The sequence below is a fragment of the Bremerella alba genome (assembly GCF_013618625.1).
Lineage (GTDB): Bacteria > Planctomycetota > Planctomycetia > Pirellulales > Pirellulaceae > Bremerella > Bremerella alba.
In genome coordinates, this window is sequence record NZ_JABRWO010000001.1 from 396,471 (window position 1) to 410,742 (window position 14,272).

The window sequence follows — 14,272 nt, forward strand, 5'->3', positions numbered from 1 at the left end:
TCCCTCACGAAACGAAAGCATGGCGACGGCGCAACCTAATTCTTCTCCCCGCAATGAAACGACCTCTCCGCGCCCAGTTCCCTCTGGGCGGAGTCACCTTCGTTCATTAATGGGCTTTCAGATCCTGGGTACCGGTAGTTACGTTCCCGAGAAGGTCGTTCCTAACGAAGACCTTTCCTCGCTGGGATGTGATCCCGAGTGGATCGTGCAACGCACCGGCATTCGAGAACGTCGTCACGCTCCTGAAAATATCGCCACCAGCGACATGGCCTACGAAAGCGCCATCGCAGCGATCAAGTCGGCCGGAATCGAAGCCGACGAGATCGATCTGATTGTGGTTGGCACCTTCACGCCTGATTCGGCGACCCCTTCCACCGCATGCCGCTTGCAGGAACGCCTGGGCATTCGCGCGGCGGCCATGGACGTCAGCGCGGCTTGTGCAGGCTTCCTTTACGCGATGATCACAGCGGCTCAGTTTATTAAAACCGGCACTAGCCGCCGGGCCTTGGTGGTCGGTGCCGATTTGTTGTCGCGAATCTCGAACCCCGAAGACAAGAAGACTTATCCCCTGTTCGGCGACGGGGCCGGGGCGGTCGTTCTCGGTCCGGCCAGCGACCAACACGGTATGCTGTCTTACACGCTGGGAAGCGAAGGAGACGGCGGTCCGCTGTTGTGCGTCCCAGGCGGTGGTTCGCGCGAGCCCCTTACCGAACAGGGCCTAACCGACGGGAAACAATATCTTTACATGGATGGCCGCAGCGTCTTTAAGTGGGCCGTGCGGGTCATCGAAGATTCGATTCGCGACGTCCTTTTCGACGCCCATTTGACGGCAGACGACATCTCGCTCGTTCTGCTGCACCAAGCCAACGTTCGCATCATCGACGCGGCCTGCGAAAACCTCGGCTTTCCGCGCGAGAAAATGGTGGTCAATCTCGACCAATACGGCAATACGTCGGCCGGTAGTGTCCCGCTCGTGCTGGACGAAGCGATGCAAAAAGGTCTCATTCATCGCGGCGACCGAATCCTGCTCTGCGGCTTCGGGGCCGGTCTCTCGTGGGGTACGACCGTCTTTCAGTGGTAGGCAGTCGACCAACCGTAAATTACGCAAATATTAACAGGGCATCCTTGGGTGTCCTTTTTTTGTGAATTTCGTTATTCAGGATAGCCCAAAGATTTATCTCTGGGTGTGCATCGGGCACAAGCGGCTAATGCATACAGCCTGAAACCAATAACACGTTTCAATTGTCAGTAACGTCCATTCATGAGCCGCTTGTCGGCTACGCCGCCCCAGTGATAAATCTCTGGGGCACCCTGCTCTCTATCTATCTGTGCCTAACTTCGCTTCTTATCCGCGCCCATCCGCGTAACCCGCGGTCGCTCCCCTCCTCTCTCTTACTGAAAACCGAACACTTCAAACTGAAAACTCAAACCCAACCTAATCTTTATCCATACGCTTTTACGCGGTACGATTGCCTTCGAGATTAGCGATTAGAAAAACTGAGAAGGAACCAACATGGCCAAGACTGCCCAAGCAGCGAAGAAGTCTGTCAAAAAAGCCCTCACGCGAGATCAGGTTGCCACCGAAGATACCTGGGACTTGAGCAGCTTGTATCCTGACCCGGAAGCGTGGGAGAAGGACTTCAAAAAGCTGGCCAAGAAGGAAGCGGGCTTCGAGAAGTTTCGCGGCACGCTTGCGCAAGGCCCCAAGGAACTGCTGGCCTGCTTGAAGTTCGATACCGAAGTCGATCGACTTGGCGAAAAGCTGGGCATCTACGCGTTTCTTAAAACGACCGAAGACCAGGCCAACGACGAGAACCAACGTCGCATGGCTCGCTTCCAATCGGTGGCCAGCAAGCTCGGTCAGGCCGCCAGCTACATTGCTCCGGAAATCCAAGCGATTCCCGCCAAGCGGCTGCAGGAACTGCTGGACGACCGGGTGCTCAAAGGTTACCGCTTGGCGTTGGAACGGATGACACGTTTCAAGAAGTACACGCTGGGTAAAAAGGAAGAACGCATTCTGGCCATGCAAAGCGAAATGGCCGGGGCCGCTGGCCAGGCGTTCCGCCAGTTGCTCGATTCCGACATGAAGTTCGGCACTGTCAAAAATGAAAATGGCGAAGAGCAGGAACTGACCAACTCGACCCTGATGGAATTCCTTCTCTCGCCAGAACGCAAGGTTCGCAAGAAGGCCTTCGAGCAGTACTATCAGCAGTTTGAAGGACACGAGAACACGCTTGCCGCGACCCTTTCCGGCTCGATCAAGAAAGACGTCTTCAATGCTCAGGTTCGTGGCTATGACAGCGCCCGTGGTCAGGCCCTTTACGCTGACAATGTACCAGAGTCGGTCTACGACAACTTGATTGGCTCTGTCCACAGCCATCTGCCGGCCGTGCATCGCTACTTCGATTTGCGTCGCCGCAAGATGAAGCTGAAGGAACTTCACCACTACGACACCTATGTGCCGATCTTGAACAACATTAAGAAGAAGCACACTTGGGACGAAGCGGTTGAAGTGATCATGGACGCGATGATTCCGCTCGGCCCCGAGTATTGCAACGTACTGCAGGAAGGTCTTACCAAGGCCCGTTGGTGTGACCGTTACCCCAACGCCGGCAAGCAAAGTGGTGCGTTCAGTTGCGGTAGCTTCGATGCGGCTCCGTTCATTCTGATGAACTACAAAAAGGATGTGCTGGACGACGTGTTCACGCTCGCTCACGAGGCCGGGCACTCGATGCACAGTTATTACTCGAGCAAAAACCAGCCGTACCAGTACTACAACTATGTGATCTTCGTAGCCGAAGTGGCCAGCACGTTCAACGAACAACTGCTGAGTCAGCACTTGCAAGAGAACGCCGAAAGCGATCTCGAACGGGCCTATCTCATCAACCGCGATATCGACGCCATCCGAGGAACGATCATTCGTCAGACGATGTTCGCCGAGTTCGAGAAGATCACCCACGCGATGTGCGAAGCAGGCGAACCTCTCACCTCGAAGTCTTTGCAGGAAGTCTACCAAGGCCTTCTGGAACGTTACTTCGGCCCCGAGTTCGTGATCGACCCGCAGTTGAAGCTGGAATGCATCCGCATCCCGCACTTCTACCGCGCGTTCTACGTTTACAAGTATGCCACTGGGCTGTCCGCGGCGATCGCTCTGAGCATGCGAGTGCTCAACGGTGGCAAGCAGGAACTGGATGATTATCTCTCCTTCCTCAAAGGTGGCTGCTCGAAGTATCCACTCGACCTGCTGCGAGACGCTGGCGTCGACATGGAAAGCCCCAAGCCGGTTGATATGGCCTTGAGTCATTTCGAGAGCCTGGTCGATCAACTGGACGACTTGCTGTAAGGGTTACGTCGCGATGAATGTCCGCGAGCAATTTGAACGAGAACTCACCCAGCGTGGGTTCTCGTTTACGATCGATCCCGAATCAGGCCGCCATCTGTTGACCGTCGACGAGAGGCAACTGAAGGTCAGCCTCGATAATCTCGAACGCGAGCTGGCTTCCGATGTCGATGCCGAGCGGGTCGCCCGGTTTGTCGATACGGTCATTGCATCGGCCAAGCCCAACACAAATGACTACGCCGCCGAGCGGCTTTTCTGGTCGCTCGAGCCGAACGATCACCAAGAGAAAGCCGACTACTGCGTCGCCGTCAGCGACTCGGTCGACCGGGTCTTGGTTCATCTGTCGGCGTGTGGTAGTGCGATCTCTTGGGTTACGCCAAACGTCCTGGAAATACTTGGTCTTTCAGAATTGGAAGCGAGTGACAATGCGTTTGCCAATCTCAGCCACGAGGTCGATGCGGCAACGCTTGAAGCCCAAGAAGTCGACGGCGTTCCGTTAGGTTACGTGATCACGGCGTTGCCTTTCAAAGCGGCGTTGATCTTGGCGCCTAACTTGCGGCAATTGGTCAAAGACAAACTGGGCTGGCCGGTCATGGCGGTAGTGCCCGACCGTGACTTCCTTTACTTGTGGGGTGCCCAACATCAGGAGTTTGCCGGGCGTGTTGGTCCGGTGGTGGTGCGAGAATATACCCGCAGCCCCTATGCAATCTCGACGGAGGTCTATCGTATCGACGACGACGGTTTGCAAGCCGTCGGTGCTTTTCCCCTTCCGGAAGAGCCCAATTGATTCAGGCCCCCCTGATTCAAACTTGGGTGTGCTTCTTCTATCATCTAAAGCGTGATCTTCATGATGTCGTCGGAAAGGAGTCGTCACCGTGGGTTCCGCTTATTCTTGGTTAGCCGTGTCGGGAAAATCGCCTGACGATACGCTGTGTGCTTTGGGCTTGGCGAGTGGAGAAACCTACGCAGGCTTCCCCGACGGCACGCTCTCGGGCATCGCCCTGACGACCGGCTGGTATCTGGTCGTCTCAGAGCGGTGCGACTATGCCAATACGCGGCGTCTGCGTCGGCTTTCCCGGCAGTGTGAACTGGTGACATGCGCCGTTGAGGAACACGTGATGTACGCCAGCACCTGCGGCTGGAAAAACGGTAAGCTGGCCTGGGAAATCACCCACGACAGTCAACTGGCTGCCGGTCGACACCACTTGGATGCGGCCGGCAAGTTGCCGCCGATGTTCGACGAAATCCAAACTGGTACGCTGGCGAACAAGCGGCCATGGACGAGTCGAATCAACTGATCGACTGCCTCATGGAAGTTCCCATCGAAACAGCTCGGCGCATCACCGGGTTCTCATTTCATGAATCGCTGCCTGGCGAAGGGACCGATCTCTTTCATCACCTGGCCCGCGATCCGGCGGCAAGAAAGTGGTGGGAGTTCTGGCGGCGATAGCCGCGCAGCGCGCTCCGGTTCCCCGCAGGCCGCCAAGTAAGCGAAGCACTTCCCAGCATTCACGATCATCTGCGCAGCGTTCTCTTGCGAGAGTGGTCTGAGACGTTCTGGCTGCGATCTCGGTGATGCCAGTTCGCACGGCGTTGCGTCGCCCATGAAGCGGCTTTTAAAATAGAATACGTTTCGGCCAGACAATTTTTACCAGCAAGATCTTCAGGGGCAGCAAACTTCGTGAACTCGACCGTCAAATCCATCCAGCTCGAAACCGTTGGCATGGGCATCATCTTCTATTCCCCACACAATGCGTCGCATATCGAAGAGGGGGACGACTACTTAAGTGTCCACTATACGAACGTGCCGGATGTACGGCGGCACGTTCGTGCAGGCTCGATCGTCGGCTTCTGCACCGGCACACCCGGTACGTTTCGTCTGCGAGTTCAGCGAGGCCAACCGGCGATGTGTTCCGAGCAACACGAGTTCAGCCTGGAGCTTCCGTTTCGTTGCATTGGCGGAAAAGTTTGCTTTCGCGATCTGTACGACCTGATGGAATGGAATGCCGAGTGTTCAAGTGAGCAAACGCTGCTGCTACGCGATGGTGCCTACAAGGTCATGGTTCGCTCGAATACTCCCCCGTCAGGCGTGCTGGGAGATAAACAATTGATCGATTTCTACTTTCAACGTGTGGAAGAGTTACCAGATATCCCGCATCAAGGTTCGCCCTATCTTTGCCCTTAGCCCTTTTTGCCACCGACATCCGATCGCTTGGCGACCAAGCTGACTCGAGAAAAACCAACGCCAATTGACAGAGCCGGTCTAGAAAGAACCTGAGGGAATCTTTCTTTCCGACATGTACAGGTCTTAGGGTTTTAACGGAGTCCTTCTTACCCAAACTACTACGAATCGGTACAGCGAATGCACCAGCTTCGACAACCCGTTTCAACACTTTTTCATGCACCTAAGGAGGGATTTCATGGTCCGAGCGTTGCTTATGACCGTCGTGCTTGTCGTTGGATTGTCGATGGCTTCGGTTGCCGAGGCTGGTTGGCGACACCGTCATTGCGGCCATCAAAGTTACAGTGGTTGTGCCCAGAGCCATCACGGAAGTTATCGCCATCGCGGCTGTTACAACAACAGCTACGGCGGCTGCCACCAAAATAGCTGGAATCAATGTGGTGGCCAAAGCTACCAACGCCCCAGCTCGCACTGCAGCGGTGGTGTCTGCTGGTAAAACGGCAATGCGATCCACCTTACACGACGCCGCGTTGGCCATGAGCTAACGCGGTGTTTTTTTTGATCGATGGTAAATCTAGCCGGTTCCAAGACATTGCTACTTGGCTTGGCGTACATGTGTGCGAACAATGCTGATGAGGGAAGTTTCCTGCCGTCTTCCTGGCTTCTCAGAGGAGTAAAGCCATGTTTCGTACACTGCTTTTGGCCGCCATTGTTTCCGGCGGAATGATGTTTATCGCGACGCCTGAGGCCGACGCCGGTGGTCGCCGATATTATCGAGCAAACGTCGCGAATTACCGCTACTACAATGCCCCGGTCCGCACGGCCAGATACTACGGCGGCGTTTCCTACCGAAATCACTACTATGGACCGGCCTATGGTGCCGCCGGTTACTATCCCGGACCACGCTATTACTATCGCCCTATGACCTATGGCTACTATGGGTATCGCGGCGGTTATGGCTACGGTCCTGGCGTTAGTTTCCGCGTTGGCTTCTAATCGCTTTGACACCGACCTCACTCAGGGCGGCGCTCTCCTTCACGGGAGGGCGTCGCTTGATTTTGCTTTGGAAGCTTTCACCTTTGAGGAGAATCAGGTTGATCCGTACCCTTCTTGTTTTCACGACGCTGCTGTCGAGCTGCTTATTGGTAACCCAAGTCGAAGCTGCCTGGCGACGAACGTGGCGCGGGCGTAGTGTCCCACAGCGCGTACCGGTATTGCAGAAAATTCCTGTCCACCAGCATCGTTCCTCTTACTCTGCACGAGAGTATCGAGGCTTTGGCCATGGTGGGTACGGCTATGGATCAGGCTTTGGCCCTGACTTTCGGCCTGGTCGTTGGTAGATCGCAGCTGCAGGGCTGCATGCGTTACGGTAGCGGTCTAACGGCTCGAACCGTTGTGATGTTGCCGCCTTGATCGATCACCCTAGCCTCTAGGCGAACCTCTTTCTTTTGCTCATCGGCTTTAAGTTCTAGCTCTCGCCGGTCTTCGTCTTTAGTTCCGTCTAGCTGCAGTCCGTCGACGACCGTTCCGCGGACGTCGTCGTAGTATAGAACGGCCTTCACGCCGTGATCGTCTTTAGCTTGAATACTTACCTGATAGACGTTCGGCTTTTGCGTGGGCTCGAGCTTGACTTCCAGCTGAGCAGCTGCGTTGTCGGTGAGATCTACCCCAGGATTGAGCAGCCGCGACGAGGCCAGAATGTTGGCATTGGCGTCGGAGAAACGAGCCCTGCCGGAGACTGGCGTTTGATCGTTGAGGTTTTCTTTCAGCATCCGGAAGCCATTGCCCATAATGTAGTGGCGATCGTCACGCTGATCGTGCGGCAATCCCAATGCATGCCCCACTTCGTGAATCACGGCGCCGAAGCCATCTTCGATGAATTCATACCGAGGAGAGTTGCGTCGCCCGTTCCCTAACGCAACGCGTCCTTCAATCGGCGTGCGATCTTGAAAGAGCTTCTCTTGCTCGGCCACCGACGTCGCACAGAACATATCTTGCAGAACCCAGGCTGAAAAGTTGGCCGTTCCTCCATCAGCCGAACGCCAGCCTCCTAAGGCGATTCCGCCGGGCCATTCGAATGGGTGCGGGCCTTCGTCGTACGTTTCGGCGAAGGTGATTACCAGATGGGTTGCCTGAGAACCGATGCTGCGCGGAAGCTCTGGCTGTAGTTGCCGCAGTTGGAAATACGCATCGTAGTTAGGTGCGCCGTTGTAATGCGTCGCAGGGTGCTTTCCCTTTACCAGGTGCACAATGGGTGTGCCCTGGTCGTCGGTCTGAAAGACAAGGCCACGATCCGGCAGACCGCGACGACGGAACTCGTACCGATAGGTTTCGTTGACAAAGTACATCAACGTGTTGATCTTTTCGCGGTACCCCTTTTTAGGCTCGCGATCGGTCGGCACAAAATAGATCAAGCGCACCTTGCGATCGATCGGCGAGAACCTGGCGAACTCGGGTAGGTCAGCGGCATCCACCCAATCGCCGTTTACCCAACGCTGATAAGGGCGACCGCCGACAGACAGCTCGGCTTGTTTCGGACTGAGGAGGATTTTGATTTGGCGTCCGCGGTCGATAATCTCGACGCTCTCCTTCTTACGCTGAAGCTCCTCGAAACGAATCGCCCCGCCCTCGGAATCGACCTCCAACCACTTCCCGCTGCCACTGTCGATGAAGTAACTTTCGGTGCCACCCTGTTTCTTCCAGGCAGCAATTTCGGCCGCATGTAGCATCCCCGCAAAGGGCACCTCTACCGCAACGATCAACAGCAAAACGAGCACAGGCAAGAGGAAAGTTTTAGCAAACCGGCAAGTCATGGTCGTACGCAGAAAGAGGATGAGTCGGCAGGTCCCGCGACCGACTTTCTTCGTCCGCCGCACTTCTGCGTTATTCTATACACGAAGACAGTGTGCCTGCCAACCTTTTCCGCCGATCATCCACGTTTGGCGGAAGTAATCCACAGAAACGGCTTGCCAGACTCGTCGACTTTCAGATCAACACTGAGCAGCGCCTGGTAGAGGATGTGGTCGAGGATCTTCTTGTAGAACGTTTTGTCTTTGGGGAAACGAACGTCGACTTCGGTATCAATATTGTCTTTAGCGATCTTGGCGTGATCGAAGAACATGGCCGTCTTTAAACGAGGCCCAATCGCCCCGAGGGCCTTCTCAAGCGGCGTCCGATTGATTTCTACTTCGATGAATTGAAACAGCACCGGGCACGTATCGGCCGGGCTTCGCGTCAGCGGTTGCCCAACCGTCCAGGCATCGTCGCTGGCTCCCATCGGCAACACATGCAGATTGACGGTGCCGCCCACTTCTCGCTGGGGAACGACGATCAATCCGTGCCCTCGCAGCAAGATCGCCATCGCGGTGCCGGCGCTAAAACCATGGAGTTCGTCTTTCGCTTTGAGCATCTTCACGCGGGCCACCATCGCCGGGGAAGCGTCGAAATTCAGTCCTGTCAGTTGTCTGACCGCGCCCAGTAGTTCGGCCAAGGGCTGATCTTGGGTATGGAAATCGAGCGGCTTGGAAAGCTTTGCCAGGACTTCTTTGCGTTCGGCACGGGTCATACCGTCACGCTGGGGCTGGCGCATCAGTTCGTCTTCGCCACCCACCTTGATGCGATGAAACCACTGCGGCAATTCGCCCAAGTTTCGTTTGGTGAAGCGATTGCCATCAGGCATGTGTAACGTCTGGTCTCGGCCCAGAATGGCTGTCACGCGATACGATTGACTTCGCCCCAGGTCGACCTCTTCGATGCCGACGCTTTCGCCGTCGCGACCACTGCGCAGTTTGACCGAATCGGCTCCCTTGTTATCCAGCAACCGGGTCCACTCTTGAAGGGCAGTGATCGACAGGCCTTTCTCGGTGATCACTTCAAGCGAGACGCGATGATCGGCCCAAGCCGTCGCCGGAAGGGCCAAGAGGATCAAGTTCGTTAAAAGTATGCGTAGTTGTGCCATGCTTGGTACCCTTTCGGTTCTCGTTCACCCTTCAATTGTAGCACCCGCTTAGGGCGCAGCCGGGGAATTGGCAGAATCGTTACCCTTGGAATTCCCTTACCGGCGATCTCTGACTGGTTGCAACGATGCAAGGGAAGGGACAAAATACCGGTTCTGTCGATTTCTACGCTTTTCGATTGACAACCATCGACGCGTTTTTCACCCCCGCAAAGGAGCACGGCATGGCTCGCGCAGTCACGATGTTCACCGGCCAATGGGCCGATATGAAACTAGACGATTTAGCCAAGACCATGAAAGGTTTTGGTTTTGACGGTCTCGAATTAGCTTGCTGGGGTGACCACTTTGAAGTGGACCGCGCCGTCACCGAAGACGACTATTGCGACAAGAAACGCGAGCAGTTGGACAAGTTCGACCTGGGCTGCTGGTCGATCAGCACCCATCTTTGCGGTCAGGCCGTTTGCGACATCATCGACGAACGCCACAAGGCCATCCTGCCGGAATCGGTTTGGGGCGACGGCGATCCTTCGTCGGTCAACGACCGAGCTGCCGAAGCCGTGAAGAACGCTGCCCGGGCTGCTCAAAAGTTTGGTGTGCCGGTCGTCAACGGCTTTACCGGCAGCAGCATCTGGCATCTGCTTTATAGCTTTCCGCCGGTTCCTCCGAAGATGATCGACGACGGCTTCAAGTTGTTTGCTGACCGTTGGAATCCGATCATGGATGTCTTCGGCGAATGCGGGATCAAGTTCGGTCTGGAAGTGCACCCCACCGAAATCGCTTTCGACATCTACAGCGCCGAAAAGGCCTTAGATGCAATCGGCCATCGCGAAGAATTTGGGTTCAACTTCGACCCGAGCCACCTGCTATGGCAAGGCATCGATCCGGTCGAGTTCATTCGTTACTTCCCCGACCGCATCTACCATGTGCACATCAAGGACGCGATCACAACGCTCAACGGTCGCACCGGCATCTTGGGAAGCCACATCGATTTCGGCGATCACCGTCGCGGTTGGAACTTCCGTAGCCCTGGCCATGGCGGTGTAAACTTTGAAGAGATCATCCGTGCCCTAAATGACATTCAGTACACCGGCCCGCTGAGCATCGAATGGGAAGACAGCGGCATGGACCGTATGCACGGTGCGGAAGAATCGTGCGAGTTCGTTCGCAGCATCGATTTCGCCCCTAGCGACGTGGCGTTCGATTCAGCGTTCGACAAGGAAAAGCAATAAACGATTTTTCGCACTTGTTCCCTCTCCCCAGAGAGGACAAGGTTAGGGTGAGCGGTTTTCCCCGTAAATCGCTACAAACGAAACAAACCGAGCCAGAAGCATATTCCGGCTCGGTTTTTTCATGCGCACGTGCCAGAAGTTGGCAAGCAAACAGGTTGCAAGTCACACTAGAGTATTGCGAGAGCTTTCACTTTACTGGCATCGTTCGATCCTTTTACCATATCGGTGCGTTGCCACGCACTCTACGGGACTTTCCATTGCAACTATCCACCGCTGCCATCCTGATCCTTTCGGCCGTGACGATGCAAGCCGATGCACCGTCTCGGGCGGAGATCGACGCGCGTTTTCAGACGCAGCTCAACGCGTTGGCCGCGAAGTGCGACGAGGTAAATCTGCCTGAACAGGCCGAGAGAACTCGCACGTGGATCATTCCCCCGTACGGCCAGGCAAACCTCTTTTACCTGGTGCCGGAGAGCGATCCGCTTCAACCGGCGAGCGATGCCTCGCAGTTGGTCCAGTTTTGGTATCAGAAATTTCGCACGATCCGTAACGAGCACGCAGATGCGTTGTACCAGCACGCCCAAGATCTTCTGGTCGCCCACCAGGGAGCCCAGTCGTATCAAACGCTGCACGAGGTGCTGCGAGAGAACCCCGATCATGCCGACGCGCGGCGGATACTTGGCTATGCCAACGTCAACGACACTTGGCGACGACCAGGCGTGGTGACCCGGGCCAAGCAGCCGCGATATTCGCACCCCAAATTCGATTGGCCAGCGAAGAGCTTCTGGCAGATCGATACACCCCACTTTCAAATCTTGACCAACACGAGCGAGGCCGAAGGGCTGAAGCTGGGCGAGCGACTGGAGATTGTCTATTCGGCATGGGAGCAGATGTTCTTCTCGTTCTGGAGCAACGAGTTGCAACTGGCTGGGTACTTCGATGGAGGTTCGCCAAGCCCGGTACGGAAGAAGTTTCAAATCGTGTTGTTCAAAACGCGTGGCGAGTACGTCAATTACCTGGAAAAGGTCCAGCCACGGATTGGCATCACGCTAGGAATTTACCAGTTCGACGAAGAGAAGGTGTACCTCTTTCACGATGACAGCGCCGCCTCGCATGCGACCTGGCATCACGAGGTTTCGCATCAGCTGTTTCAGGAGTACCGCTCGGCCTCGAAAGACGTCGGGTTGAACTTCAACTTCTGGGCAATCGAAGGGGTAGCGATGTACATGGAGTCGCTGCGCATCTTTGATGGGTATGTCACGCTCGGCGGCGTGGATGCATCGCGGTTGCAGTTCGCCAGGAATCGGTTCTTCACCGGAGGGTTCTACCTTCCGATCGAGAAACTTGCGGCTATGAGCCGTGATGACATTCAGAAGAGCCCTGATATCGGGGCGATCTACAGTGAGTCGGCAGGCGTTGCGCAGATGTTTCTCGACCTACCGCCCGATTCCAACCCGGCAATAAAAAAGTGGCGTGAGTCATTCGTTGAGTACCTGAAAGAAATCTACCTGGGACGCGATCAGGCTAATTCGCTGTTTGAGACAGTCAAAGACCCATCTACTTTCTCGTTAGACCAGCGCTACCAAGATTATCTGAAGATCGGCGATAAGGACGTCTTGGCGATTCCTGAGGGTGCTCCTACCACCGACTTGGTGCTTAGCAGTATGGACAAAATCACGGATGCCTCTCTCACGCGTATCGGCACGTTTGAGAGTTTGCGTTGGCTAGATCTCACGAAAACGAAGATCACCGATGCCGGTATTGCCCATCTGACTGGCTGCCGATCACTTCGCGACTTAAGCCTTGCCACCACGCGGCTCAGCGACGCAGGGCTGGCCGCGATCGGCAAGCTCTCGACCCTGGAAGAACTCGACATTAGCGGCACGCCGGTCACTGATGCAGGCCTCGATCACTTACGCTCGCTATCAAACCTAAAAGTGTTACGCATGGCCGTCACGCAGATTACCGACGAAGGCCTGTTGAAGCTAGCCGGGCTACAAGACCTTCAGATGATCGATGCCCGGCAAACGCAAATCACGCCGCAGGGGATCGAACGGTTGAAGCAATCGCTACCGCAGGTGGTGGTTCATCAGTAAGCGGCCCTTTAGAATCGAGGGCTCCTCCACTTCCCTTCCTTCCTGCTGGAACCGCATCGATGCCTGACGCTCGTCCCTGGAAACTTTCTGAAGTTAACTACGGCCACGTAAAGACCACTCAGTACGAAGTTGCCGTGCTTCCCTTGGGTGCCACTGAGCCGCACAACCTTCACCTGCCGTACGGAACCGACGACTACGAAGGAACCCAGATCGGCGAGCGGATATGCGAGGCAGCCCACAACCAGGGCGCCAAGGTCGTGCTTCTGCCGACTATCCCCTACGGCACCGAGACCAACATGCGGCAGTTCCCGTTGGCGATGAACCTTGACCCATCGACGCTGTTTGCCGTCGTTACCGATCTCATCCAATCGCTCGTGCAAAGTGGCATCAAGAAGGTGGTGCTACTGAACAGCCATGGCGGCAACGAGATGAAGCCACTGCTGCGAGAGTTGTACGGGAAAACGGACGCACATGTTTTCTTATGCAACTGGTTTAAGGCCTTTAACGAAGAAGAATATCACGAGATCTTTACCCATAAAGAAGATCATGCAGGCGAAATGGAGACCTCAATGATCCTGGCTTACCGCCCAGAGCTGGTCGCGCGGCGACCAGATGGGTCGTTCGACGCTGACTCCGGAGCGACCAGGTCGATGCAAATGGAGGCCCTGGAGCGTGGCTGGGTTTCGATTACCCGCCCCTGGCATCTACTGACGACCAACAGCGGATCTGGCAATCCGCACGAGGCAACGGCCGAAAAAGGGGAGCGATTAATGGACTTACTGGTGAACCGTCTGGCCCCTTTCCTGGTCCAGCTTTCCAGTGCCGAGGGGGACGAGAGCTTCCCGTTTGTGATCGATAAATGAACGTAAGCCGTTAAATTGGCTGGTCTTGCAGAAATAGGCGGGCCCAGCCAATTGACGAACTCCTTAGCAGCATTTAAGATAAGTCGCTTCAATTGTGGTGGGTATAGCTCAGTTGGTTAGAGCACTGGATTGTGATTCCAGGGGTCGTGGGTTCGAATCCCTCTATCCACCCTTTCTTTTTCTTTGGCTGGGGCCGCTTGACCTGGCTCCTTCTTTAAGAAGGCTCTCGCAGCCCATGTCGGATCTTCCCGAGCAGCAACTGGCTTGCGGTCGATATCGCCACTACAAAGGCCCCATGTACGTCGTACTGGGCATTGCACGGCATAGCGAAACCGAAGAGCCCCTTGTCGTTTATCGCAAGGATTACGGCGATAAGAGCTTATGGGTACGGCCGCTGGCTATGTTTATGGAATCGGTGTCCATCGGCGGGCAAGACGTGCCACGGTTTGAATACCTGGGGCCGGAAACGTTCTAGGTCTTCCCTGCCAGGCTCACCCCTGGGCGACAACGCCCATGCCTCGGTGCTCTCGGGGGCTGATCTCTCTGGGGACATACGACACACCAAGCGACGATGATGGCATGAGCGGCGTATGAAAAAAGCCTGAGA

General features: G+C 55.6%; 15 protein-coding genes and 1 tRNA gene. 14 read left to right on the forward strand and 2 right to left on the reverse strand.

All coding sequences use genetic code 11. From position 1 onward, the window contains the following. Nucleotides 1-19: 19 nt before the first annotated feature. The 9 genes from HOV93_RS01575 to HOV93_RS01615 all read left to right on the forward strand — a co-directional run bounded on the left by HOV93_RS01575 (nt 20) and on the right by HOV93_RS01615 (nt 6,862). Nucleotides 20-1,081 (forward strand): beta-ketoacyl-ACP synthase III, encoded by a 1,062-nt coding sequence (locus HOV93_RS01575; RefSeq protein ID WP_315853329.1) that lies wholly within the window; start codon nt 20-22, stop codon nt 1,079-1,081. 432 nt (nt 1,082-1,513) lie between these two features. Then, nucleotides 1,514-3,343: an oligoendopeptidase F gene (gene pepF / locus HOV93_RS01580; protein WP_207394685.1), complete on the forward strand. Its 1,830-nt coding sequence runs from the start codon at nt 1,514-1,516 to the stop codon at nt 3,341-3,343. A 13-nt stretch (nt 3,344-3,356) separates the two neighbouring features. Then, nucleotides 3,357-4,127 (forward strand): hypothetical protein, encoded by a 771-nt coding sequence (locus HOV93_RS01585; RefSeq protein WP_207394686.1) that lies wholly within the window; start codon nt 3,357-3,359, stop codon nt 4,125-4,127. Nucleotides 4,128-4,215: 88 nt separating this feature from the next. After that, nucleotides 4,216-4,638: a hypothetical protein gene (locus HOV93_RS01590; RefSeq protein WP_207394687.1), complete on the forward strand. Its 423-nt coding sequence runs from the start codon at nt 4,216-4,218 to the stop codon at nt 4,636-4,638. After that, nucleotides 4,617-4,790, forward strand: a complete 174-nt coding sequence (locus HOV93_RS01595; RefSeq protein ID WP_207394688.1) for a hypothetical protein — start codon at nt 4,617-4,619, stop codon at nt 4,788-4,790. Before HOV93_RS01590 ends, HOV93_RS01595 begins: the two co-directional genes overlap by 22 nt. A gap of 231 nt (nt 4,791-5,021) precedes the next feature. Then, nucleotides 5,022-5,525, forward strand: coding sequence for a hypothetical protein (locus HOV93_RS01600; protein ID WP_207394689.1), 504 nt, complete (start codon nt 5,022-5,024; stop codon nt 5,523-5,525). A gap of 235 nt (nt 5,526-5,760) precedes the next feature. Continuing rightward, entirely contained in the window at nt 5,761-6,018 is a 258-nt protein-coding gene (locus tag HOV93_RS01605; RefSeq protein ID WP_207394690.1) for a hypothetical protein, read from the forward strand. Between the two features lie 185 nt (nt 6,019-6,203). Then, nucleotides 6,204-6,518: a hypothetical protein gene (locus HOV93_RS01610; protein ID WP_207394691.1), complete on the forward strand. Its 315-nt coding sequence runs from the start codon at nt 6,204-6,206 to the stop codon at nt 6,516-6,518. A 98-nt stretch (nt 6,519-6,616) separates the two neighbouring features. Next, entirely contained in the window at nt 6,617-6,862 is a 246-nt protein-coding gene (locus tag HOV93_RS01615; protein ID WP_207394692.1) for a hypothetical protein, read from the forward strand. Between the two features lie 24 nt (nt 6,863-6,886). Here the strand turns inward: HOV93_RS01615 and HOV93_RS26305 are convergent, their stop codons facing one another. Together HOV93_RS26305 and HOV93_RS01625 are read right to left on the reverse strand one after the other, a co-directional pair. Then, on the reverse strand, nt 6,887-8,398 hold the full coding sequence (locus tag HOV93_RS26305; protein WP_207394693.1) for a hypothetical protein: 1,512 nt from the start codon (nt 8,396-8,398) through the stop codon (nt 6,887-6,889). Between the two features lie 53 nt (nt 8,399-8,451). Further along, nucleotides 8,452-9,480 (reverse strand): hypothetical protein, encoded by a 1,029-nt coding sequence (locus HOV93_RS01625; RefSeq protein WP_207394694.1) that lies wholly within the window; start codon nt 9,478-9,480, stop codon nt 8,452-8,454. Between the two features lie 221 nt (nt 9,481-9,701). Between HOV93_RS01625 and HOV93_RS01630 the strand changes: the two genes are divergently transcribed. The 5 genes from HOV93_RS01630 to HOV93_RS01650 all read left to right on the forward strand — a co-directional run bounded on the left by HOV93_RS01630 (nt 9,702) and on the right by HOV93_RS01650 (nt 14,140). After that, nucleotides 9,702-10,706: a sugar phosphate isomerase/epimerase family protein gene (locus tag HOV93_RS01630; RefSeq protein ID WP_207394695.1), complete on the forward strand. Its 1,005-nt coding sequence runs from the start codon at nt 9,702-9,704 to the stop codon at nt 10,704-10,706. 257 nt (nt 10,707-10,963) lie between these two features. Further along, nucleotides 10,964-12,802, forward strand: a complete 1,839-nt coding sequence (locus HOV93_RS01635; RefSeq protein WP_207394696.1) for a hypothetical protein — start codon at nt 10,964-10,966, stop codon at nt 12,800-12,802. A gap of 59 nt (nt 12,803-12,861) precedes the next feature. Then, the gene (locus HOV93_RS01640; protein ID WP_207394697.1) at nt 12,862-13,665 is read left to right on the forward strand and encodes a creatininase family protein; all 804 of its coding nucleotides are present in this window, start codon (nt 12,862-12,864) and stop codon (nt 13,663-13,665) included. 97 nt (nt 13,666-13,762) lie between these two features. Continuing rightward, nucleotides 13,763-13,836: transfer RNA gene (locus tag HOV93_RS01645), tRNA-His, on the forward strand. A 64-nt stretch (nt 13,837-13,900) separates the two neighbouring features. Beyond that, nucleotides 13,901-14,140 carry a DUF1653 domain-containing protein gene (locus tag HOV93_RS01650; protein ID WP_207394698.1) on the forward strand — a complete coding sequence of 80 codons (240 nt, stop codon included), beginning with the start codon at nt 13,901-13,903 and terminating at the stop codon, nt 14,138-14,140. Nucleotides 14,141-14,272 lie beyond the last annotated feature (132 nt).

What these genes read in the sequence shown, in the direction of transcription:
- HOV93_RS01575 (WP_315853329.1), top strand. Translation starts at nt 20, where the DNA reads ATGGCGACGGCGCAACCTAATTCTTCTCCCCGCAATGAAACGACCTCT.
- pepF (WP_207394685.1), top strand. Translation starts at nt 1,514, where the DNA reads ATGGCCAAGACTGCCCAAGCAGCGAAGAAGTCTGTCAAAAAAGCCCTC.
- HOV93_RS01585 (WP_207394686.1), top strand. Translation starts at nt 3,357, where the DNA reads ATGAATGTCCGCGAGCAATTTGAACGAGAACTCACCCAGCGTGGGTTC.
- HOV93_RS01595 (WP_207394688.1), top strand. Translation starts at nt 4,617, where the DNA reads ATGGACGAGTCGAATCAACTGATCGACTGCCTCATGGAAGTTCCCATC.
- HOV93_RS01605 (WP_207394690.1), top strand. Translation starts at nt 5,761, where the DNA reads ATGGTCCGAGCGTTGCTTATGACCGTCGTGCTTGTCGTTGGATTGTCG.
- HOV93_RS01610 (WP_207394691.1), top strand. Translation starts at nt 6,204, where the DNA reads ATGTTTCGTACACTGCTTTTGGCCGCCATTGTTTCCGGCGGAATGATG.
- HOV93_RS01625 (WP_207394694.1), bottom strand. Translation starts at nt 9,480, where the DNA reads ATGGCACAACTACGCATACTTTTAACGAACTTGATCCTCTTGGCCCTT.
- HOV93_RS01630 (WP_207394695.1), top strand. Translation starts at nt 9,702, where the DNA reads ATGGCTCGCGCAGTCACGATGTTCACCGGCCAATGGGCCGATATGAAA.
- HOV93_RS01640 (WP_207394697.1), top strand. Translation starts at nt 12,862, where the DNA reads ATGCCTGACGCTCGTCCCTGGAAACTTTCTGAAGTTAACTACGGCCAC.
- HOV93_RS01650 (WP_207394698.1), top strand. Translation starts at nt 13,901, where the DNA reads ATGTCGGATCTTCCCGAGCAGCAACTGGCTTGCGGTCGATATCGCCAC.